The sequence below is a fragment of the Mycobacteriales bacterium genome, from assembly GCA_036497565.1.
Lineage (GTDB): Bacteria > Actinomycetota > Actinomycetes > Mycobacteriales > QHCD01 > DASXJE01.
The window spans coordinates 1-21285 of record DASXJE010000181.1; the positions used below are offsets into that span (position 1 = coordinate 1).

Consider the following 21285-nt stretch of genomic DNA (forward strand, 5'->3'; position numbering starts at 1 on the left):
GCGAGGCCGATCTCCTCGTCGCGGAGGCCGGCGGCGGCATCCTCGGATCGGTCACCTACTGCGCCGCCGGCAGCCCCTGGGCCGAACTGGCGGGGCCCGGCGAGGCGGAGTTCCGCATGCTCGTCGTCGACCCGGCCATCCGCGGACGCGGGATCGGCACCGCGCTGGTCGGCGAGTGCCTACGCCGGGCGCGCGCGGCGGGCAGCACCGCGATGCGGCTGTCGACCCAACACGACATGGTCAAGGCGCACCGCCTCTACGACCGGTTCGGCTTCCGCCGTACGCCGGACCGCGACTGGTCGCCCGCGCCGGAGGTCGCGCTGATCACCTATGCCCTCGACCTCACCGCGAAAGACGCAACCGCCAACCAGGCGCCGCGCTACTGCGACCGGTGCGGCGGGGAACTCGACGGGACCAACCATGCCGACTGCGCCGACGCACGCCGGCTGGAGCCGGCCCGCTGGTGCCCGCATTGCCGCCGGCGGATGGTCGTCCAGATCACGCCCGACGCCTGGACCGCGCGCTGTGTCGAGCACGGCGTCGTCACCGGCTGACCCCGGCGACCCGGCCGACCCCCGCCGTCAGTCGACGATGGCGATCAGATCGCCTTCCTGGATCACGTCGCCCTCGGCGACGGCGAGTTCGGACACCCGACCGGCAGTTTCGGTGAGCACCGGGATCTCCATCTTCATGGATTCGAGGATCACCAGCGTGTCGCCGTCCGCGACCTGGTCGCCCTCGGCGACCACGACCTTCCAGACGTTGGCGACCATCTCCGCACGGATCTCCTCGGCCACAGCACCTCCAGCAACGGGGTCTTTCCCGGAGCATCCAATCACGCACCACGCCCGCCGTGCGATCGTGGCAGCCGGATCACCGGCGAAGAGGAGGGAGGACCGTGCATAGCGGTCCGAAGAAGCAGGGCCCGTCGCCGCGCGACGTCTTCATCACCGTCTACGGCCGCAAGCCGGTGCTCGAGGCGCTCGACAACCCGGCGCTCACGGTTGCGAAGGTGCACGTCGCCGACAACGCCCACGGCGACACGGTCGACGCGATCCTGCGCGCCGCGGGCGACGCCGACCTCGAGGTGGAGCGGACCTCCGCGCAGCGGGTCAAGCTGCTCGCCGGTAACGGCCGGCACGATCAGGGGGTCGTCGCCGACGTCGTCGCGCCCCGCATGCAGCCCTTGGAGGACTTCCTGCGGCGCACCCGCCGCCATGCCCGGGGCGACACTCACCCCGGCCGAAAGCCGCAGACCACCGCCGTACTCGTCCTCGACGCGATCACCAACCCCAGTAACGTCGGCATGATCCTGCGTACGGCGACAGCGGCCGGTCTCGACGGCGTCGTACTCCCGCACTCCGGCACCCCCGAAGTCGGTCCGCTGGTCATCAAGGCGTCGGCAGGGGTCGCCTTCCGGGCCCCGATCCTGCGCTGCACCACCGCGGCGCAAGCAGCTCACCTGCTGCGCCAGGCCGGGTTCGTCGTCTACGGCCTGGCCGGAACGGGCGACGCGCCGCTGTACGACGCTGAACTCGCGCCGATGGCCGCGTTCGTGCTCGGCAACGAGACCCGCGGCGTCACCCCCGAGGTACGCCGGCAGGTCGAGCAGTGGCTGTCCATCCCGCTCTTCGGCGGGGTCGAGTCGCTCAACGTCGCCAGCGCTGCGGCGGTCGTCGCCTACGAGCTGGTACGCCGACGCCCCCGTTGACCGGCACCCCCGCTGACGGGCGCGGTCACCGGCGCGGTCACTGGCGCAGCGACTGAAGCAGGCCGACGTCGTAGTCACCGACGTCGAACCGCGAGTCGTCGAGGAGTTCGACCAGGAGGTCGAGGTTGGCGGCGGGCCCGTCGAGCCGGACCGCGGCCAGCGCCATACGCAACCTGGCCAGTGCGACCCGCCGGTCGTCGCCCCAGGCCGCGAGGACGCCGAGGAGCGGGTCGTAGTGCCGGGTGACGGTGTCGCCCGGCCGGTATCCGGAGTCCATCCGCACACCCTCGGCGCCGGGCAGCTCCCACGTCGCGATCCTGGTCGACCCGGCGGGAACGGTGTCGAGGTCCTCGGCGTAGATCCGGACGCCCACGGCATGCCCGCGCGACGGCGGCTCATCGGCGTCGAAGGACACCGGCTGGCCCGAGGCGATCAGCAGCTGCTGCTCGACGAGGTCGATCCCGGTGACGAGTTCGGTCACGGCCAGCCCGGCCGACAGTCTCGGCTCCAGTCCGCCGAACCGGAGCTCACCGCTGTCCCGATCGACGAGGAACCGGACGGTCCCGAGACCGCGGTAGTCGACGGTCTCGGCGATCTGCGCCGCGGCCCGCCGCAGCCGGCGGCGCAGGTCCGCGTCACCGGCGGGCGGAGGTACGTCGTCGACAAGAGTCCGGCTCCCGGAGCGCACGGACGAGTCCCGCTCGCTGACCGCGACGATCCGGTGGTCGACGAGCCCGAGCAGCGTGACGTCGATACGGCGCGCGTGGTGCGGTGCCCCGCCCGTCTCCTCGGTGATCGGCACCCCTGCCGCCGCAGCGGCGTCCCGCGCCGCGGGCTGATCGGCGGCCAAGGTCAGCGCCTCGGAGCCGGGGCCAACCCAGCCGAGTCCGGCCTCGCGGACCCGGGCGGCCGCCGACGGCTCACCGGCCAGCAGGCCGTCACCGGGGTGCACGGCGCGCGCGCCGGTCACCCGGGCAGCCTCGATGATGCGGTCGACGTCGACGTAGGACTCGGACAACGGTGCCGGACCCAGCAGGAGCGACTCGTCGGCCAGGCTGACGTGCAGGGCGTCGGCGTCGATGTCGGAGTAGACGGCCACCGACTTCACGCCCAACCGCCGGCAGGTGTCGATGATCTTTACGGCGACCCCACCCCGGCTCGCGACGAGAATCGTGTCGAACACCGCCGCCCCTCCCCTGCCGTGACCTGTCCGGACCATGTCCTGCGCCCGATGCCGGATTATCCCGTTCAGACGACCTTAGTGGCGTCGCTCACCCGGGTCGGCTCGGCCGAGCCGCCGGGGCTGTGCCAAGCTCGGTGCACCAGATGAGGGGAGGCCTGATGGCCAAGCGCAGCCGCAAACGCAAGGCGCGGTCGAAGAAGTCGGCGAACCACGGAAAGCGTCCGAACAGCTGATCGACCGACGGTCGGCTCAGTCCGTCGTGATGATGACCTGACTCAGCCGGATCTTGACCGTCTCCCGCAACGTGGACGGTGCGCGGTCGCCACCGCATTTGCGGGCGAGGAGGGCCTTGACCTCCTCCTCGATGCCGAACTTCTGCAGGCAGGGCCCGCATTCGTCGAGATGATGCTCGATCTTCGCGCGTTGCCCGCCGTCGCACTCGTTGTCGAGGAACAAATAGACGTCGGAAAGGACGTCCCGGCAGTCGACCTCATGAGGCTTCCCGCAGCTCATGACGAACTCCCCTCGCCAACCACCGCCGGGGTGATTCCGCGCTCTCTCGCGTAGTCCGTGAGCAGCCGCTGCAATCCGCGCCGCCCGCGGTGCAGCCGCGACATCACGGTGCCGATCGGCGTATCCATGATCTCGGCAATTTCCTTGTAAGAAAAGCCCTCGACGTCGGCGAGATAGACCGCCAGCCGAAAATCCTCCGGAAGCTGCTGCAGAGCGTTCTTGACGTCGGAGTCGGGCAGATGGTCGAGAGCCTCGACCTCAGCCGACTTCAGGCCGCTCGACGTGTGTGACTCCGCGGCCGCGAGCTGCCAGTCTTCGACCTGCTCGCCGGCCGCCTGCTGCGGCTGACGCTGGCGCTTGCGATAGCTGTTGATGAAGGTGTTGGTCAGGATTCGGTACAGCCACGCCTTGAGGTTGGTGCCCTCGGTGAACTGGTGGAAGGCGGCGTAGGCCTTCACGAACGTCTCCTGGACGAGATCCTCGGCGTCAGCGGGGTTACGGGTCATCCGCATCGCGGCCGCATACAGCTGATCGAGGAAGGGCAATGCATCTCGCTCGAACCGTTCACGCCGCTGTTCCGGCGTCTCCTCGGCCACCACACGTTCTCCCGTCGGCTCGTTGTGCCACGAGTTTACGCGGGGTGTCTGACTACCGACCGAACCGGTCACATCGGGTACCGAATCCCGACCGACCTGGTCATCGGGCAGCGAAGGGGTCCAAACGGACCAACGTCTCGGGTCCGAGGTGGGCTTCGCTCGGGTGTCCTGCACGCTCATCGCTCCTTCCCGGTATTGCGGCCGGTCGCCCGGGGGTGACGGCCATCTGTGTCCCCAACGTCACCGACACCGCCGCCGATTCCCGCTTGACACCGACGGCGGGTGCGCCGGCCGCCCCGGGCGATCGTGCCGTCCGCCGATCGGGCCGGCCGGATCGGGCAGACTAGGCAGGTGCAGTCACCCTGGCCAGCCCCTCGTGCGACCTCACCGGTCGACGCCACCGTCGTGCTGCCCGGGTCGAAATCGATGACCAACCGCGCCCTCCTGCTCGCCGCGCTGGCCGACGCGCCGTCGCGGGTACGGCGGCCGCTGCTGGCCCGCGACACCACGTTGATGCTGGGTGCCCTGTGCGCCCTCGGACTCTGGATCGTGGAGCGGCCGGGCGAGGGACGGGCGGACACCGTCGACTGGACGGTCACGCCCCAGCCGCTGCGCGGGCCGGCCGACGTCGACGTGGGCCTCGCCGGCACCGTCCTGCGCTTCGTCCCCGCGGTCGCCGCCCTCGCCCGGGGACCGGTGACCTTCGACGGTGACCCGCGGGCGCGGGAACGCCCGCTCGGGCCGCTCGTCACGGCCCTGCGGGCGCTCGGTGCCGACGTCGACGACGGGGGCCGTGGCGCGATCCCGCTGACCATCCGCGGGCACGGCCGGGTGGCCGGCGGCGCGGTGACGATCGATGCCTCGGCGTCCTCCCAGTTCGTCAGCGCACTGCTGCTGGCCGGGGCCCGCTACGACGGCGGGCTCGACCTCCGCCACGAGGGGCCGCCGCTGCCGTCGCTCCCCCATGTGGCGATGTCCGTGGCGATGCTGCGGACGGCCGGGGTCGAGGTCGACGACACCACGCCGGACCGCTGGCGGGTGGTGCCCGGCCCGATCCGGGCCGTCGACGTGGTCGTCGAGCCCGACCTGTCCAACGCCGCGCCGTTCCTCGCCGCTGCCCTGGTGACCGGCGGTCAGGTGCACGTGCCGGACTGGCCGGCGCGCACCACCCAGGCCGGGGCCGCCCTGCCCGACCTGCTCGCCGAGATGGGGGCGACCAGCGCCCTCGACGACGGCGGGCTCACCCTGCGGGGCACCGGGCGGGTGCGCGGTCTCACGGCCGACCTGCACGAGGTGGGCGAGTTGGCACCGGTGCTGGCGGCCGCATGTGCCCTCGCCGACAGCCCCTCCCGGCTGTCCGGCCTGGCCCACCTGCGCGGGCACGAGACCGACCGGCTGGCGGCGCTCGCCCACGAACTCTCCGCGCTCGGCTCGGACGTGACCGAGACCGACGACGGCCTGCTGATCCGGCCGCGGCCCCTGCACGGCGGTGTCGTCGCGACGTACGACGACCATCGGATGGCGCAGGCAGGCGCGCTGCTCGGGCTGTGCGTCGACGAGGTCGCGGTCCAGGACATTGCGACGACCGGCAAGACACTGCCCGACTTCGTCGGGATGTGGGACGAGCTGCTGCGGGAGGGACGCTGAGCCCTCCGCTGAGTCGACGTCCGCTCGACGAGGACGACGTCCGGGTCCGGCCGGGTCGGCACGGCTCGCGCCCGCGGACGAAACAGCGCCCCCGTCACCGCGGTGCGGCCGCGGGCGTCGTGACGGCCGTCGACCGCGGGCGGTACACGTGCCTGGTCGACGGAGCGGCGGTCACCGCGATGCGGGCCCGCGAACTCGGCCGCGGGTCCGTCGTGGTCGGTGACCGGGTGGCCCTGGTCGGCGACCTGTCCGGCGGGCCCGGTTCGCTGGCACGCATCGTGCGGATCGAGCCGAGGACGAGCGTGCTGCGGCGTACCGCCGACGACACCGACCCCGTCGAGCGGGCCATCGTCGCCAACGCCGACCAGCTCGTCGTGGTGACCTCGCTGGCCGACCCGCCGCCGAGCATGGGCTTCATCGACCGGTGCCTGGTGGCCGCCTACGCCGGGGGACTCGACCCGCTGCTGTGCCTCACCAAGGCAGATCTGAGCCCGGCCGCACCGGTGCTCGCGGCGTACGCCGACCTGGGGCTCCCCGCCGTGACCACCCGCCGGGACCAGGAGCCGGCGGGTCTGCGGGCCCGGTTGAGCGACCGGACCAGCGTCTTCATCGGACACTCCGGCGTCGGCAAGTCCACCCTGGTCAACACCCTCGTGCCCGAGGCCGAGCGCGCCGTCGGGGCGGTGAGCGCCATCGGCAAGGGCCGGCACGTCTCGTCCTCGGCGGTCGCGCTGCCGCTGCCCGGCGGCGGGTGGGTCGTCGACACCCCGGGGATCCGGTCGTTCGGGCTGGCGCACGTGCGGCCGGCCGACATCCTCGCGGCGTTCCCCGACCTGGCCGCCGGGGCCGAGACGTGCCCGCCCGGGTGCGACCACAGCGCCACCGCCGACCGGTGCTCCTTGGACGCCTGGGTCGCCGCGGGCAATGCCGAGCCACGACGGCTGGAGTCCTTCCGCCGGTTGCTGCGTGCGCGCTCCGGCGAGGAGCACTGGTGACCGCGTCGCCGGATCGACTGTTCGTCGTCGTCTCGGGCCCGCCGGCGAGCGGGAAGTCGACGCTCGCCCCCGCCCTGGCGGCGGCGCTCGACCTCCCCCTGCTCGCCAAGGACACGATCAAGGACGCGCTGATGTCGGCGCTCGGCGTCGCCGACCTCGACGACTCGAGGCGACTCGGCAGCGCGTCGGTCGACGTGCTCTACGCCGTGGCCGCGGACCTCTCCGGCGCCGTCCTGGAGGCGCCCTTCTACCGCAGCCGCGCGCGGCCGCGGCTGCACGGCCTCGCGGCTCCGATCGTCGAGGTCTTCTGCCGCTGCGACCGCGAGACCCTCCGGCGGCGTTACGAGGAACGGAGCCGGGCCCGCCCCCGGGCCGCAGGTCACTTCGACGAGTCGCGGCGCCCGCACGAACTGTGGAACGACGAGATCGCCGTACCGGTCGCGGGCGGATGGCCGGTCATCGAGGTCGACACCACCGGGCCGGCCGACGTGGCGGCAGTGGCCGACCAGGTGCGCCGCGCCGCCACCCCGGATGTCCTCCCGGACAAAACCCACTAGTAGTGGGTTTTGGTCCGCGACACGCCGTGCCAGGTGTCCATAACCCACTAGTAGTGGGTTTTGTCCGAGGCCGGTCAGGGCGGTCTTTGGGTGCTGGAGTGCGTCGCTGTGTGGTCCACACCCGGCCCGGCGGTAACGTGCCCAGCCATGGCGGCAACGCGCGGCTACTCCGACGACCTGGCCCTGGCCCACGTGCTGGCCGACGACGCAGACGCAACGTCGATGTCCCGCTTCAGGGCCCTCGACCTGAAGGTCGAGACCAAGCCGGACATGACCCCGGTCACCGACGCCGACAAGGCGGTCGAGGAGGCCATGCGCTCCACGCTCCACCGCGCCCGACGCCGCGACGCCGTACTCGGCGAGGAGATGGGACGTTCCGGGGCTGGCTCGCGCTGCTGGGTGATCGACCCCATCGACGGGACCAAGAACTTCGTGCGTGGCGTGCCGGTCTGGGCCACGCTGATCGCGCTGATGGACGGCGACGACGTGGTGGCCGGCGTCGTCAGCGCGCCCGCGCTGAACCGGCGCTGGTGGGCGGCGCGCGGCGCCGGCGCGTTCACCGGCCGCAGCATGTCCTCGGCGTCCCCCTGCCGGGTGTCGCAGGTGTCCGAGCTCGCCGACGCGAGCCTGTCCTACTCCGGCCTCGACGGCTGGGACGGACAGGGACGGCTCGGGCGCTTCCTCAGCCTGGCCGACACGGTCTGGCGCTCGCGCGCCTACGGCGACTTCTGGTCGCACGCCCTGGTCGCCGACGGTGCGGTCGACGTCGCCTGCGAGCCGGAAGTCTCGCTGTGGGACCTCGCCCCGCTCTCCCTGATCGTCGAGGAGGCCGGCGGCCGCTTCACCAGCCTCGACGGCCGGCCCGGGCCGGCCGGTGGCAGCGCGGTGGCCACCAACGGACTGCTGCACGACGAGGTACTCGCCCGGCTGCAGGACGGTGACTGACCGGTACGGCGAGACCATCCGACCGGCGGCGGGCGCCGGGCACGGATCCGTGGCAGCATCAGTTCGTGGGCGCGGCACACCCAGGGCTACCGCTGCTGCACGCGACGAACATCCGCAAGCGCTACCGCCAACGACTGGTCCTCGATGACGCGTCCCTGGTCATCGCCCCGGGCGAGGCGGTCGCGATCGTCGGGGAGAACGGCGCGGGCAAGTCGACCCTGCTGAAAATCTGCGCCGGCCTGGTCCAGCCCGACGACGGAACCGTCGAGGAACGCGGCCGGGTCGGCTACTGCCCGCAGGAGCCCGGCGTACTCGACCTGCTCACCGCCGACGAGCACCTCATCCTCTTCGGCCAGGCCGTGGGACTGGGCCGGCAGGCCGCCCTCACCCACGGCCGCGCCCTGCTGCACGACCTGAGCTTCCCGATCGGTGACACCACCGTCTCCAAACACCTCTCCGGCGGCAGCCGGCAGAAGCTCAACCTCGCCCTGGCCCTGCTCGGTGACCCGCCTGTGCTGCTGCTCGACGAGCCCTACCAGGGTTTCGACCACGGCTCGTTCGTCTCGTTCTGGCACCACGTCGACCGCTGGCGCGAGGAGGGCAAGGCCGTCGTCGTCGTCACCCACATGCTCGCCGAGCTCGACCGGGTCGACCGGGTCGTCGAACTCCACGTTCCGGACCAGACCCCGCCGGCCAAGGAGGCGGCGTGAGCCCGCGCGGCCGGATCACCCGGGCCATCACCCGGGTGCTCGTCGTCGCCGAGATGGACGGCCGCAACCTGCTCCGCCGGCACGTCACCCTGCTGCTGCTCCTGATCCTGCCGTTGGTCTTCTACTTCTCCGCCCGCGCCAACGGCCTCAAGGCCATCCCGCTGGAGAACGGCACCGTCGGCATGGCCTTCGCCACCAGCGGCATCGCCTACTTCGCGACGGCAGGCTCGCGCGACGTCGACATCCGGCTGGTGCTGTGCGGCTACCCGCCGGCGCTGCTCCTCGCCGGGCGGCTCCTGCTGCTCAACGGCATCGCGACGGCGATCGCCGGCATCTTCACCGTGATCATGGTCGTCGGCTCGCACCCGGCCAACTCCAGCCTCGAACTGCTCCTCGCCGTCCTGCTCACCGCCGCGGTGGCGATCGCCCTCGGCCTGACCGTCGGTACGACGATCCCCAACGAGATGGAGGGGATCCTCACGCTCATCGCCGTGGTGGGGGTGCAGCTCTCGCTCAGCCGCACCTCTGCGCTCGGCGAGCTGTTGCCGTTCTGGGGGCCGCGCCAGCTCGCCGACCACGCACAGTACGGCGGCGCACTGCTGTGGCCGGTGGTGCACTGCGTGCTCTATGGGGCCGCCCTGCTGACCGGCGCGCTGCTCACCTGGCGGCTGCGGATGCGGCCGCGGCACTACCCGCCGCCCGAGCTGCAGCGCTCGCCCACCACGACCGCGGCGACGCCGCGGCGCTGAGCCCGACCGGACAGAGCGCCGGCGTACTCCCCCGGTGGTACGCCGGGAGCCTGTCCTCGACCGATGCCCCGCGAGCGGCGGTGCCCTACCGTTCGATACGTGGTGACCCGCGGCGACGTCTTCGACCGGCGGTGGTGCCGGCCGTCCGACCTGCGCCTCGCGGTCTTCGTCGCGATCGTCCAGCTCGCCGGGAGCCACTTCGCGACGCGCGGCCACCCGGACGCGACCCCGCTCAACGCCGGGGGCTACCTGCTCCTCGTCGCCGGCCCGGCGGCCCTGCTCCTACGCCGACGCTGGCCGGCCCAGGTCCTGCTCACGGTCTTCGCCGTCACGTTCGCCTACCGGATGCTCGGCTATCCCGCCGGGCCGGTCTACCTGGCCCCGGCGATCGCCTACTTCTCGGCGGTCGGAGCCGGCCGGCGGTGGCTCGCCCGGGGCACGCTCGCCGCGGCCTACGGCGCGTTCCTCTGGCTCCCTCCCCTGGCCGGGCACGGGTCGGCGCCGTCGATCGGCTTGGCCGTGGGGATCGCCGCCTGGCTGCTCCTGCTAGCCACCGTCGCCGAGGTCGTGCGTACGCAGCGGGCGCAGGGGGTCGAGCGGCGCCGGGCCCGCGAGGAGCACAGCCGCCGGCGGGCGAGCGAGGAGCGGCTGCGGATCGCCCGCGAACTGCACGACGTCCTCGCCCACAACATCTCCCTGATCAACGTCCAGGCCGGGGTGGCCCTGCACCTGCTCGACGAGCGACCTGAACAGGGACGGGAGGCCCTGCTGGCGATCAAGCAGGAGAGCAAGGAGGCGCTACAAGAGCTGCGGTCGGTGCTCGGGGTGCTCCGCCAGGTGGACGAGGACGCCCCGCGGTCGCCGGCACCGAGCCTGTTGCGGCTGGACGACCTGACCACCCGCGCGTCGGCGGCAGGCATGTCGGTGCGGACCGAGGTCGACGGTGCGCCGCAGCCGTTGCCGGCCGGTGTGGACCTCGCGGCGTACCGCATCGTGCAGGAGGCACTGACCAACGTGACCCGCCACGCTGGGCCGGCCAACGCCGTCGTCCGGGTCGTCTACGGATCGGACCAGCTGACCGTCGAGGTGGCCGACGACGGCGTCGGCCGGCGCACCGCCTTCGACGCCGACTCCGCGTCTGACTCTGGTTCCGACTCGGGGGGCAACGGCATCCCCGGCATGCGGGAGCGGGCCGTCGCACTCGGTGGCCGGCTCGAGGCCGGGCCGCGGTCGGACGGCGGGTTCCGGGTCCGCGCCACGCTGCCGCTGGAGGGCTCCCGATGATCTCGATCCTGCTCGCCGACGACCAGGCCCTCGTCCGGGCCGGCTTCCGCGCGCTGCTCGACGCGCAACCGGACATCGAAGTGGTCGGCGAAGCCGCCGACGGCGAGGAGGCGGTGCAGCTCGCGGCGACCCTGCTGCCCGACGTGGTGCTGATGGACATCCGGATGCCGGCCGTCGACGGCCTGGCCGCCACCGCCCGGATCACCGCCGACCCGCGGCTGGACAAGGTGCGGATCGTGATCCTGACGACCTTCGAGCTCGACGAGTACGTCTTCGAGGCGCTGCGCCAGGGCGCGAGCGGCTTCCTCGTCAAGGACACCGAGCCGGCCGACCTGCTCCGCGGGGTGCGCGCCGTCGCGGACGGAGACGCGCTGCTCTCCCCCGGCGTGACCCGGCGGCTGATCGCGGAGTTCGCCACCCGGGCCAAGGAGCCGCGGCCCGCACACGAACTCGACAGCCTGACCGAGCGGGAACGCGAGATCATGGCCCTCGTCGCGGGCGGTCTGTCCAACGACGCCATCGCGGCCCGGCTGGTGGTCAGCCCGGCGACGGCGAAGACCCATGTCAGCCGGGCGATGGTGAAGCTCGGCGCCCGCGACCGGGCCCAACTCGTCGTCATCGCCTACGAGACGGGCCTGGTCCGGCCGGGCTGGCTGGGCTAATCCGAAAGAATTCTCCGTCCGACCCGTCGGAGTTCTGGCCCGCAGGACGACGATGCAGGTGTGAGCGAGCAACCGGCGGCATCGCGCGATCCGCGGGCCGGCCTGCTCGCGACGTACGACGCGGCGCTTCCGCACGTCTACGGCTACCTGCTGTCGCGCTGTGGCCGCACGGCGCTCGCCGAGGACCTCACGGCCGAGACCTTCCTGGCTGCCGTGGACGCCGTACGCCGGGAGCATCCGCCGCCGGTGACGACGGCCTGGCTGGTGGGCGTCGCCCGGCACAAGCTCGCCGATCACTGGCGCGGCCAGGCCCGGGAACAGCGCGGGCTGCGAGCGGTCGCCGACGAGGGCGGCGAGAGCGCCGATGATCCGTGGGACATCACCCTCGACGCACTGCAGGCCCGCGACACGTTGGAGCAACTCGGCCCGCACCACCGGGCCGCGCTGACCCTGCGCTACCTCGACGACCTGCCGGTGGCCGACGTCGCCCATGTCCTCGATCGCACCGTGCATGCCACCGAGGCACTGCTCGTTCGAGCCCGCGCCGCCTTCCGCCGCGCTTATCCCACCGACCGATCCGGAGAGGAGGACGGCGATGACTGATCCCCTGGACATCCTGCGGACGCCGGTCACGCCGGCCGACCCCGATCCCACCTTTGCCGCCCGCCTGCGCGCCCGCGTCGAACGTGCGCTGGCCCTTCCCCGAGGAGTCGCCATGACCACCACCACCGCCGCGCCCGCCGCAGAGACGGCCGTCCCGGCCGCCGCCGGTGCCGCGATCCCCTACCTGGCCGTCAGCGATGCGCGACGCGCGATCGACTGGTACGTCGAGGTTTTCAGCGCCCGTCAGATCGGCGAGCCGATCGTCATGCCGGACGGACGGGTCGGCCATGCCGAGCTCGAGGTCGCCGGCGGCACGCTGTACCTGTCCGACGAGCATCCCGAGATCGGGGTGGTCGGTCCGCAGCCGGGCGCCGCGTCGGTGAGCCTGGTGCTCACCGTGCCCGACGTCGACGCGACGATCGCCGCCGCGGCGCGCGCCGGCGGCCAACTGACCCGCGAGCCCTACGAGGGCTACGGCCACCGCAACGCCACCGTCGTCGACCCCTTCCAGCACCGCTGGATGCTGCAGACGCCGCTGCCCGCCGCGGCTCCGTCGTACCGGCACGGCGACATCGGCTACGTCTCCGTGTGGGTGCCCGACGTCGACCGCGCGGCCGCGTTCTACGAGTCGGTGCTCGGCTGGACCTACGCGCCGCAGCACGAACCACAGAGCCGGCAGGTCGTCGGCTCGACGCCGTCGATCGGCATGTTCGGCAGTCAGGAACGCGGCACGCTCTTCTGCTGCTACGCCGTCGACGACGTCGACGTCGCGGTCGCGCAGGTCCGGACCTCGGGCGGGCAGGCGGACGAGCCGACAGAGGAGCCGTACGGCCGTACCGCGATGTGCGTCGACGACCAGGGCACGGCGTTCGCGGTCTACCAGCAGCCGGCCGGATCGTCCGGTGCCCGCCCACCCGCGAACGGCGTACGGCAGGGCGACCTCTCCTACCTCACCCTGGAGGTCGTCGATTCCGCGCGGGCCCACGCCTTCTACGGCGCCGTACTCGGCTGGCGGTTCAGTGCCGGCCGGGTGCCGGACGGGTGGAGCGTCGAGGACGTCGTCGCGATGACGGGGATGGCCGGCGGGAACGACGTCGCGACCGGCGTACCGATGTGGCGGGTGGACGACATCGACGCCGCGGTCGAGCGGGTACGCCGGGCCGGCGGCACCGCCACCGATCCGGAGCGCCAGCCCTACGGGACGACGAGCACGTGCACCGACGACCAGGGCACGCGGTTCTACCTCGGCGACCTGTAACTCCGTGAAGTTGTAGCTACTTGAGGATGTTGACCGCGCGGGCGACGACGAGCAGGGCGACGATCAGCGAGATCGCGTCCTCGACGAGCATCATCAGCTTTGCCCACGCCTTGATCGGCGACACGTCGGTCGGGCTGAACGCCGTCGCCGTCGAGAACGACAGGTGCAGGTAGTCGACGAACTTGGGATACCAGTTCGGCCGGACGAAATCCGGGTTGGTCATCTCCGGAAAGAGAAACGCGGGCCGGGTGGCGGAGCCGCGGGCGCGGGCCGCCGCTCCCCCGCGGTCGAGGTCCCAGAACCACAGCCCGAAGACGATCAGGTTGGTGGCCCAGACCGCGCCGCCGGCCTCCAGCAGCACGTTGGCGTCCGAGGTGAACGGAGCCGTGCTGATGATGCTCGCCACCAACCGCACCGCCGCGACCGAATTGGCGAGCGTGATGAGGCCGATCAACGATCCGGTCATGACCCGGAGCCAGGTCGAATCGCGGTCGATCCGCCCGGGGTCGCCGATCATGAGGACGCCGAGCAGGACGCCGACGACGAGCAGCATCAACCAGGGCGCTTCTCCGGCCCGAAGTTGGGTCGGCAAGGCCAGCCGCAATACCCCGCAGGCGAGGATGGCCAGCGCCATCGGCCACCGGGGCTCGGCTTTGCCGGCGGACCGCTGATGCCTCACACTCGGCGCTTTCACGGCCACGGCTGCCCCCGGAACCCGACGCAGCGTCGAGCTGTGGCGCAAGCATAGGTCCCGCATTCCGCGCGAACGTGACGTTCCGGCGCTCTTGTCGCGTCAACGTCACGTTGACGCGGAATCTCTGGGCCGTGAAACGGGTGCTACGGGTGAGACGGGACGGACAGTTGACGCGCTGTGTAATACTTCGACCACTCAGGGTGGGTAACCCGACGGGGGGTCGGATCGTGCCTCGCATCCGTTTCATGCAGGTGGCGTCTGTCGCCATCCTCATCGCCGCATCAGTGCAGACGCTCGGGACGGGTACGGCCGCCGCCGCGCCGGCACCGAACGCGATCGGTCAACCCGGTCCGCCGAGGAACGTCTCGGCCGTGGCCGCCAACGCCCAGGCGACGGTGACCTTCAGCCCACCGACGAACCGGGGCCTGGCGAAGATCACCCGCTACAACGTCACCGCCCACGATCTCACCAATCCCGCACGTGGCGGGCAGACGGCAGTCGGGCTGCGGAGTCCGCTGACCGTCCGCACCCTGCACAACGGCGACGTCTACACCTTCACCGTCACCGCGCATAACTTCTTCGGTACGTCGATCCCGTCGCTGCCGTCCTTCCCGGTCATCCCGGGCACCGTGCCCGCACCTCCGATCGGCGCAGAAGCGACCGCGGGCAACACCGACGCCCTGGTGAAGTTCAAGATCCCGGTGAGCAATGGCGGCGTACGCATCCGCGACTACACCGTCACGGCGACCGACCACACTGATGCAGGACGCGGCGGGCAGACCGCCACCCGCGTGACGAGCCCGATCACCGTGCGCGGGTTGACCAACGGCGACACCTACAGCTTCACCGTGGTCGCGCGGAACTTCTTCGGCAAGTCGAAGCCCTCAAGCCCGTCCAACAGGGTCATCCCCGGCACCGTCCCCGATCCGCCGACCGGCGTGACCGCGACTGCGGGGAACCAGTCAGCCGCCGTGTCCTTTACCCCGCCGGTGAACGACGGCGGCCCGCCGATCACCGGCTACACCGTGCTCGCCACCGACGTCACCGAACCGAGCCGCGGCGGCCAGACCGAAACCGGCTCCCACAGCCCGATCACGGTGACCGGCCTGCACAACGGCGACGACTACACCTTCACCGTGCAGGCGATGAATGCCTTCGGCGATTCGGACCCGTCCGCGGCTTCCAACACGGTGACCCCCGGAACCGTGCCCCACCCACCGACTCGTGTGCACGCGACCGGCGGTAATGCCAGCGCCGTGGTGACGTTTACCCCGCCGGTGCGCACCGGCGGTGCGCCGATCACCAGCTACACCGTGACGGCATCCCCCGGCGGCAAAGCCGCCAGCGGACTCGCAAGCCCGATCACCGTGACCGGGTTGACCAATGGCACGCCGTACACCTTCACGGTCACCGCGAAGAACACCCACGGCATGTCGCTGCCGTCGCATCCGTCCAACTCGGTCACTCCGGCGACCGTGCCCGACGCACCCACCGACGCGACCGCGGTCGCGGGCCACATGGAGGCGACGGTCAGCTTCACGCCGCCGGCGGACGACGGCGGGGCGACGATCACCCACTACACCGTGACCGCCGAGGCGGTCTCCCCCTGTGTGTCCCGGAGTTGTCGGGTAGTCGGCGGGGCCCCGGCGGACGGCCAGGCGACCACCGGCCCGGGGAGCCCGATCGTGGTGCACGGGCTGACCAACGGCACGACGTACACCTTTACGGTCACCGCCACCAACAGGGTCGGCACGTCCGACCCGTCCGACCCATCCAACGCGGTCACGCCGATGGGCCCGGTCACCGTGCCCGACCCGCCGACCGACGCGCATGCGACCGCCGGGAACGGCACCGCCGCGGTCACCTTCACCCCGCCGGTCAATGACGGCGGCGCGGCCATCACCTCGTATTCGGTGCGGGCCACGGACCACACCAACCCGAACCGCGGCGGGCAGACCGCCAGCGGCCCGGGGAGCCCGATCACCGTGACCGGCCTGACCAACGGCGACCAGTACTCGTTCCGGGTCACCGCGACCAACTCGGTCGGTCCGTCCGCGCCGTCGACGGCATCCAACACGGTGACCCCGCTCGGGCCGGCGGTGACCATCACCGGACCCGCCTTCGCCCAGCTCAACACGAGTGTGGGGTTGAGCGGCACCGCAGCACCCAACGCGATCGTCAACGTGTGGTTCCACAAGTACATCACCGACGACTACACCAACCGTCGTCGACTGCACGCCGACGCCAACGGGCACTGGGCGACCAGTTACGTCGCCAACAACGACTACCGCTACTACGCCACCTCCGGTGGGCAGATGTCGCCACATGGCCTGACTCAGATCAAGCCGTTCACGGTGGGGCCGGCGACGGTCCCGCAAGGCTCGACCGTCAATATCGTCGGTACGGCCCGGCCGGGCATGACGATCCGGGTGTGGTTCAAGAAGAAGGACGTGCCGGGCTACACGGCGCGCCGGACACTCACCGCCACGGCCGGTGGCCGCTGGATGACCAGCTACGTCGCCAACACCGACTACCGCTACTACGCGACCAACACCACCAACGCCGGTATGTCCAACACGGTGCTCACCCAGGTGCGCTGACGGACGGGTACTCGGCTACAGGTGCCGTTGCCAGCCGATGACGTTGGCGACGACCCGGTAGCCGAGCATCTCGTTGACCCTGATCATGTGGTCGTTGGAAGCCGCGTTCCAGGTGTCGAGGGTGCGCAATTGCGGTTCCTCCTCGGCGAGCCAGCGCAGCATCGCGGCCTTCAGCACGAAGCCGAGCCGGTGACCGCGGTGCGCGCGGAGCACGCTTGTGTCGTACTGCCAGCCGAACCACGGACGAGGTCCATCGACGCTGACCAGCGTGTGGCCGGCGAGATCGCCGGTACGACGATCCCGGGCGACCAGCCGGTAGACCCGCCGCTCGTGCACGCGTTGTGCGTCGTCGAAGCCCCTGAGCCGTTCCGGCGTGAAGACCTCGTCCTCCACGTCGTAGTCGTCGGTCGGCGCGTCGTTGATGGCCGCGGCCATCCGGGCGACGTCGTCGAGCAGATGCTCGGGTGTCCTCCCGGGCATCTGCACGAGGTCGTATTCGACGCAGTGGCGCTCCGCCAGCGCGTAGTCGTGGTCGAGCCGCTCCCAGTCGATGTCGAGGATGTGCTGCCTCCGCTGCACCTCCACCGATACCCGGCCGAGCCCCATCGTCTCGAGGAGACCGACGCCGGCGGTGCCCTCGAAGGTGTTGGCGACGACCAGGCGCCGTCCGTCGGCGCGCACCCGCTCCACCGCCGCCTCGAAGAGTGACCGGCCGACCCCCTGCCGCCGCGCCAGTGGGTCGACCGTGACCCCGACCCATCCGAGGTGCCGGTTGTCCCGACGCGGAAGGTCGACCTCCACGATTCCGACGACGCGGCCGCCCTTGGCGCGCACGAGCCCAACGACCGGCGGGTCACCGTCGTACCCGTGGGTGACATTCGCGGCCACGGACGCCGCGGTATCCCCGTGCTCATGCGGACAGTCGACCACCCGGGCAGCCTCGAACACCGCCGCGGCGCCCGCGACATCGCGGGCGTCCAGGCGCTGCGGATCCAGCCAGCGCACGTCCATTGGTCTAGGAAACGCCCGCGATCCCCGCGTGGCGACCGAATATCGCTATCCCGCCGTCGACGAGGCGACGCACGTCCTTAGTACTTCGTTGACGTGAATCAACCGCGTTCAGGGGACGCTGATCTCCACAACGGTCGCCTGCGTGGGTCCGGACGGAGCGGGATAGGTCACGGTGTCGCCCACCCGGTGCCCGAGTGTGGCTCGCCCGAGCGGGCTGTCGGGGGTGAGCACCGTCGACTGCCCGGTATCCAGGCCGACGTCGCCGACGAAGAGGGTCTCCCGGGTCCCGTCGGAGAACTCTAGGACCACCTGCGACCCGACTTCGACCCGGTCGCCGGCCGGTCGGTCGGCGCCGACGCCGTGCTCGAGGAGATCGGTGAGTTCGGTGATGCGGTCGTCGATCCAGGTCAGCTCAGACCCGCGTTCGATCTCATCGGCCTGGTCACCGCTGTCGCCACGGGGATTGTCGGTGTCGAAGGTGCCTTCGATCTCGCGCTTCTGGGCGCGGAGCCTCGCGAGCTCCTCATCGAGTTGACGGCCGCGATCGGAGCCGACGATCTGGTCCGCGTCGTCCTGATCAGCCATCTCCGTGGCCCTCCTCTTCGCCGGTACCGGAAAACTCCAGTCAGGGATGACCGTAGTCCGAAGGCGAACGCGTGGTGAGGGAACCCGGCCTGAGACCAGTGACGCCGCCGGCGGCAGAGAGCAGAGCTCCCCACCGCCGGCGGCGTACGCCACCTCCTGCTTCCGGTCAGGCGGCGATCCCGGTCTCCGCGACGGCGGTGTCCTTGCGCGGCAGGAACCGGCTGAGAACGGCGAGTACACCGAGCAGCCCGGCGAGCGCGATGAGGCTCATGTCGAACGCGTGGGCGTAGCCGCTGCCCAGCCCGCCGAAGAAGATCAGGCCGATGACCGCGACCCCGACGGCGTTGCCGATCTGCTGCACGCTCGACAGCGCACCGGAGACCGCGCCAGCCTGCTGCGGATCGGCGTCGCTGAGCACCGTCGTGGTCAGCGCGGTGATGCACAACCCCATACCCACTCCGGCGAACAGCAGTCCGGGCGCGAGGGTGAAGACCGAGCCGCCGACGCCGACCTCGGTGGTCGCCAACACGAGCGCGAGGTGTCCGACCGCGAGAAGCACCGCACCTGCCGTAACCACCGTGCGCCCGTAGCGCGCGGACAGTGCCGGAGCCTTCGCCGACCCGATGAGATAGGCCGCGGCGACGATGGTGAAGACCAGTCCGGACTGAAGGGCGCTCAGTCCTCGTCCCTCCTGCAGAAAGAGCGCCAGAATCAGGAAGTACGACGCCTGCCCGCCCCACAGGGCGAACTGCGCGACCAGTCCGGCGGTGAAGCTGCGCGACCGGAACAGACGCGGGTCGAGCAGCGGCGCCTCCGCCCGACGGACCAGGGCCCGCTGGCGCAGCGCGAACTCGACGAGGAACAGCGGGGCGGCGGCGAGGCTCACCCACGTCCAGACCGGCCAGCCCTCCTGGCGTCCTTCGAGGAGCGGCAGTATGAGCGCGGTGACGCCCACCGTCGCGAGAACCAAGCCGACGACGTCGGTACGCGCGGGCCGGGCCTCACGTGACTCCGGCACGAACTTCGGCGTCGCCAGCAACGCGACGATGCCGACCGGCACGTTGATGAGGAAGACCGTGCGCCAGCCGAGTCCGGCGATGTTCGCGCTGAGCAGCAGGCCGCCGATCAGCTGGCCGCCGGCGGCCGCGAGTCCCATGACCGTGGCGTACATGCCGATGGCGCGGGCCCGGTCCTTGCCGGTGTAGACGACACCGATGATGGCCAGCACGGTAGGGCTGATCAGCGCGGCAGCTGCTCCCTGGGCGAGACGCGCGACGACCAGAACGGTGGCGTTCGGCGCGACGCCACAGACGGCGGAGGCGACGGTGAATGTCCCGACGCCGATGGCGAACAGGCGCCGGCGGCCCCATCGATCGCCGAAGCGGCCCGCCGCGAGCAGGAGTACGGCGAACGTGAGGCCGTAACCCGCCACGACCCACTCGATCATGGTGGTGGTGGCGTGCAGTTCCGTCTGCATCGACGGGAGTGCCACGTTGACGATGAAGAAGTCCAGGACGATCAGGAAGGTCCCGGCGAGTAGTACCGGCAGTGCCGACCAGTGGCTCGCCCGGAGCCGGGCAAGCGGTCCACGCGCCTCGGGGGGCGCCTCGACGAGATGCGGTGTGGGGGCCTTGAGGAGTTCGTTCATGCGTCTGTTGTCCGGCCTCCTGTAACAGGAGAGTCAACGACAATCTCGAAGTTTTTTCGGCCCGCTCACCTCGCTTGACTCTCCGGTAGGGGGAGGGTGCAGGCTGCGCGCATGGACGTGTTGCTCAGCATCGGCGACTTCTCGCGGATGACCTACCTCAGTGTCAAAGCCCTGCGGCACTACCACGACGTGGATCTGCTGGAGCCGGCGACCGTGGATCCGGCGACGGGGTACCGCTTCTACCGGCCGGATCAGGTGGCCACGGCTCAGGTCATCCGGAGATTCCGCGACCTCGGGATGCCGCTCGACGAGGTCCGGTCGGTGCTCCAGGCCCCGGACGTCGATGCGCGCAACCGGGCGATCGTCGCCCACCTCGAACGAATGGAGCGACAGTTGGCGCAGACACAGGAGACCGTCGCCTCGCTGCGTGGCCTGCTTTCGGGAACCCGGACGCCGGCCGAGGTCCGCTACCGGTCCGAGCCGGTGACCCCGTCGTTCGCCATCGTCGAGCGGGTCCGGTCCGCCGACGCCGTGGCCTGGTGGATGGCGGCGTTCGGGGAGCTGCACAAGGCGCTGCGCGACTCCGGCGCGACGAGGTCCGGTCCCGACGGGGCGTTGTTCCCCGACGACTTCTTCGAGATCGAGGAGGGTGAGCTCGTCGCCTTCGTCCCTGCCGCCGGCGCGCCTCCGGCCGGGGCACGGATCGTCGCCTACGACGTGCCCGCTGCCGAGCTTGCAGTCACCTCGCATCACGGACCGTTCAGCGATCTCGACCAGACCTACGGCGCACTCGGCACCTGGGTCGCCGAGCGCGCTGTCGGCGCCGCCGGACCGATCCGGGAGCGGTACCTTCCGCTCGGCGACGAGGACGACCTGCTGAACCACGAGACCGAAGTCTGTTGGCCCGTGTCGCACAACGCCGCCTGACCACATAGGCATTCGAGTGGCCGGTGCGTGGTGCCGTCCTGCGGTGGGCCGAGGTGGCAACCATCATCGTGCGTCGTACTCGCATCCGGGACCCGATTGTGCGAGTAGCGCGCACGACGTCGACGGCCGCCGACTCATCAGCTGGGTCGAGCTGGGCATCATCGGACGCTGTACTCGCATCGGAGTCCGGATTGTGCGAGTAGCGCGTCCGATGTTCGCCGATCGGCCGGCTGGTGTGGTGGGGCTGGGCATCATCGTGCGTCGTACTCGCATCCGCGGCCGGATTGTGCGGGTAGCGCGCACGATGTTGCACCATTCGTCCAGCTGGTGGTGACCAATTCGGGTGTGCGCCGGCGTGCGGTGGGTGGTGGGTCGGGTGGGTCGGGCATGGCGGGGAGGTGGTGCAG

General features: G+C 71.2%; 21 protein-coding genes and 1 pseudogene. 14 read left to right on the top strand and 8 right to left on the bottom strand.

Annotation, left to right across the window (positions count from 1 at the left end; genetic code table 11):
- Positions 1 to 38: 38 nt before the first annotated feature.
- Positions 39 to 239, top strand: a pseudogene (locus tag VGH85_15260) (GNAT family N-acetyltransferase).
- 342 nt (positions 240 to 581) lie between these two features.
- Here VGH85_15260 and VGH85_15265 read toward each other — a convergent pair.
- The gene (locus VGH85_15265; protein ID HEY2175164.1) at positions 582 to 797 is read right to left on the bottom strand and encodes a biotin/lipoyl-binding carrier protein; all 216 of its coding nucleotides are present in this window, start codon (positions 795 to 797) and stop codon (positions 582 to 584) included.
- Between the two features lie 101 nt (positions 798 to 898).
- Between VGH85_15265 and VGH85_15270 the strand changes: the two genes are divergently transcribed.
- Positions 899 to 1711 (top strand): RNA methyltransferase, encoded by an 813-nt coding sequence (locus tag VGH85_15270; GenBank protein HEY2175165.1) that lies wholly within the window; start codon positions 899 to 901, stop codon positions 1709 to 1711.
- Between the two features lie 37 nt (positions 1712 to 1748).
- Here the strand turns inward: VGH85_15270 and VGH85_15275 are convergent, their stop codons facing one another.
- The 3 genes from VGH85_15275 to VGH85_15285 all read right to left on the bottom strand — a co-directional run bounded on the left by VGH85_15275 (position 1749) and on the right by VGH85_15285 (position 4006).
- Positions 1749 to 2894, bottom strand: a complete 1146-nt coding sequence (locus VGH85_15275; protein HEY2175166.1) for a biotin carboxylase N-terminal domain-containing protein — start codon at positions 2892 to 2894, stop codon at positions 1749 to 1751.
- Positions 2895 to 3143: 249 nt separating this feature from the next.
- Positions 3144 to 3407 (bottom strand): mycothiol system anti-sigma-R factor, encoded by a 264-nt coding sequence (gene rsrA / locus VGH85_15280; GenBank protein HEY2175167.1) that lies wholly within the window; start codon positions 3405 to 3407, stop codon positions 3144 to 3146.
- A complete protein-coding gene (locus VGH85_15285; GenBank protein HEY2175168.1) occupies positions 3404 to 4006 on the bottom strand; it encodes a sigma-70 family RNA polymerase sigma factor in 603 nt (200 codons plus the stop codon). The genes rsrA and VGH85_15285 overlap by 4 nt, the downstream gene beginning before the upstream one ends.
- 348 nt (positions 4007 to 4354) lie before the next feature.
- Between VGH85_15285 and aroA the strand changes: the two genes are divergently transcribed.
- From aroA to VGH85_15335, 10 genes are all read left to right on the top strand, one after another.
- The gene (gene aroA, locus VGH85_15290) at positions 4355 to 5650 is read left to right on the top strand and encodes a 3-phosphoshikimate 1-carboxyvinyltransferase (GenBank protein ID HEY2175169.1); all 1296 of its coding nucleotides are present in this window, start codon (positions 4355 to 4357) and stop codon (positions 5648 to 5650) included.
- An 8-nt stretch (positions 5651 to 5658) separates the two neighbouring features.
- Positions 5659 to 6645 carry a ribosome small subunit-dependent GTPase A gene (rsgA, locus tag VGH85_15295; protein HEY2175170.1) on the top strand — a complete coding sequence of 329 codons (987 nt, stop codon included), beginning with the start codon at positions 5659 to 5661 and terminating at the stop codon, positions 6643 to 6645.
- Positions 6642 to 7202, top strand: a complete 561-nt coding sequence (locus VGH85_15300; GenBank protein ID HEY2175171.1) for an AAA family ATPase — start codon at positions 6642 to 6644, stop codon at positions 7200 to 7202. Before rsgA ends, VGH85_15300 begins: the two co-directional genes overlap by 4 nt.
- A 147-nt stretch (positions 7203 to 7349) precedes the next feature.
- A complete protein-coding gene (gene hisN / locus VGH85_15305; protein HEY2175172.1) occupies positions 7350 to 8147 on the top strand; it encodes a histidinol-phosphatase in 798 nt (265 codons plus the stop codon).
- Positions 8148 to 8212: 65 nt separating this feature from the next.
- On the top strand, positions 8213 to 8857 hold the full coding sequence (locus tag VGH85_15310; protein ID HEY2175173.1) for an ABC transporter ATP-binding protein: 645 nt from the start codon (positions 8213 to 8215) through the stop codon (positions 8855 to 8857).
- Complete coding sequence (locus tag VGH85_15315; protein ID HEY2175174.1) at positions 8854 to 9606, top strand: hypothetical protein; 753 nt, start codon at positions 8854 to 8856, stop codon at positions 9604 to 9606. Before VGH85_15310 ends, VGH85_15315 begins: the two co-directional genes overlap by 4 nt.
- 99 nt (positions 9607 to 9705) lie before the next feature.
- Positions 9706 to 10890 carry a sensor histidine kinase gene (locus VGH85_15320; GenBank protein HEY2175175.1) on the top strand — a complete coding sequence of 395 codons (1185 nt, stop codon included), beginning with the start codon at positions 9706 to 9708 and terminating at the stop codon, positions 10888 to 10890.
- Positions 10887 to 11552, top strand: a complete 666-nt coding sequence (locus VGH85_15325; GenBank protein ID HEY2175176.1) for a response regulator transcription factor — start codon at positions 10887 to 10889, stop codon at positions 11550 to 11552. Before VGH85_15320 ends, VGH85_15325 begins: the two co-directional genes overlap by 4 nt.
- 60 nt (positions 11553 to 11612) lie before the next feature.
- Positions 11613 to 12155 carry an RNA polymerase sigma factor gene (locus VGH85_15330; protein ID HEY2175177.1) on the top strand — a complete coding sequence of 181 codons (543 nt, stop codon included), beginning with the start codon at positions 11613 to 11615 and terminating at the stop codon, positions 12153 to 12155.
- Complete coding sequence (locus VGH85_15335; protein HEY2175178.1) at positions 12148 to 13413, top strand: VOC family protein; 1266 nt, start codon at positions 12148 to 12150, stop codon at positions 13411 to 13413. The genes VGH85_15330 and VGH85_15335 overlap by 8 nt, the downstream gene beginning before the upstream one ends.
- 16 nt (positions 13414 to 13429) lie before the next feature.
- Here the strand turns inward: VGH85_15335 and VGH85_15340 are convergent, their stop codons facing one another.
- The gene (locus VGH85_15340; protein ID HEY2175179.1) at positions 13430 to 14047 is read right to left on the bottom strand and encodes a hypothetical protein; all 618 of its coding nucleotides are present in this window, start codon (positions 14045 to 14047) and stop codon (positions 13430 to 13432) included.
- A gap of 305 nt (positions 14048 to 14352) precedes the next feature.
- Here VGH85_15340 and VGH85_15345 point away from each other — a divergent pair, with 305 nt between their 5' ends.
- Entirely contained in the window at positions 14353 to 16707 is a 2355-nt protein-coding gene (locus VGH85_15345) for a fibronectin type III domain-containing protein (GenBank protein ID HEY2175180.1), read from the top strand.
- 15 nt (positions 16708 to 16722) lie between these two features.
- Here the strand turns inward: VGH85_15345 and VGH85_15350 are convergent, their stop codons facing one another.
- From VGH85_15350 to VGH85_15360, 3 genes are all read right to left on the bottom strand, one after another.
- Positions 16723 to 17718: a GNAT family N-acetyltransferase gene (locus VGH85_15350; protein ID HEY2175181.1), complete on the bottom strand. Its 996-nt coding sequence runs from the start codon at positions 17716 to 17718 to the stop codon at positions 16723 to 16725.
- 108 nt (positions 17719 to 17826) lie between these two features.
- The gene (locus tag VGH85_15355) at positions 17827 to 18303 is read right to left on the bottom strand and encodes a GreA/GreB family elongation factor (protein ID HEY2175182.1); all 477 of its coding nucleotides are present in this window, start codon (positions 18301 to 18303) and stop codon (positions 17827 to 17829) included.
- A gap of 166 nt (positions 18304 to 18469) precedes the next feature.
- Entirely contained in the window at positions 18470 to 19951 is a 1482-nt protein-coding gene (locus VGH85_15360; protein ID HEY2175183.1) for an MFS transporter, read from the bottom strand.
- 111 nt (positions 19952 to 20062) lie between these two features.
- On the opposite strand from VGH85_15360, the gene VGH85_15365 reads away from it, so the two are divergent.
- Positions 20063 to 20878: a MerR family transcriptional regulator gene (locus tag VGH85_15365; GenBank protein HEY2175184.1), complete on the top strand. Its 816-nt coding sequence runs from the start codon at positions 20063 to 20065 to the stop codon at positions 20876 to 20878.
- Positions 20879 to 21285: the final 407 nt, after the last annotated feature.

Excerpts from the sequence above, each read along its gene's own strand:
- rsrA (HEY2175167.1), bottom strand. The coding sequence starts at position 3,407 with ATGAGCTGCGGGAAGCCTCATGAGGTCGACTGCCGGGACGTCCTTTCC.
- hisN (HEY2175172.1), top strand. The coding sequence starts at position 7,350 with ATGGCGGCAACGCGCGGCTACTCCGACGACCTGGCCCTGGCCCACGTG.
- VGH85_15325 (HEY2175176.1), top strand. The coding sequence starts at position 10,887 with ATGATCTCGATCCTGCTCGCCGACGACCAGGCCCTCGTCCGGGCCGGC.
- VGH85_15335 (HEY2175178.1), top strand. The coding sequence starts at position 12,148 with ATGACTGATCCCCTGGACATCCTGCGGACGCCGGTCACGCCGGCCGAC.
- VGH85_15340 (HEY2175179.1), bottom strand. The coding sequence starts at position 14,047 with ATGGCGCTGGCCATCCTCGCCTGCGGGGTATTGCGGCTGGCCTTGCCG.
- VGH85_15345 (HEY2175180.1), top strand. The coding sequence starts at position 14,353 with ATGCAGGTGGCGTCTGTCGCCATCCTCATCGCCGCATCAGTGCAGACG.
- VGH85_15350 (HEY2175181.1), bottom strand. The coding sequence starts at position 17,718 with ATGGACGTGCGCTGGCTGGATCCGCAGCGCCTGGACGCCCGCGATGTC.
- VGH85_15355 (HEY2175182.1), bottom strand. The coding sequence starts at position 18,303 with ATGGCTGATCAGGACGACGCGGACCAGATCGTCGGCTCCGATCGCGGC.
- VGH85_15360 (HEY2175183.1), bottom strand. The coding sequence starts at position 19,951 with ATGAACGAACTCCTCAAGGCCCCCACACCGCATCTCGTCGAGGCGCCC.
- VGH85_15365 (HEY2175184.1), top strand. The coding sequence starts at position 20,063 with ATGGACGTGTTGCTCAGCATCGGCGACTTCTCGCGGATGACCTACCTC.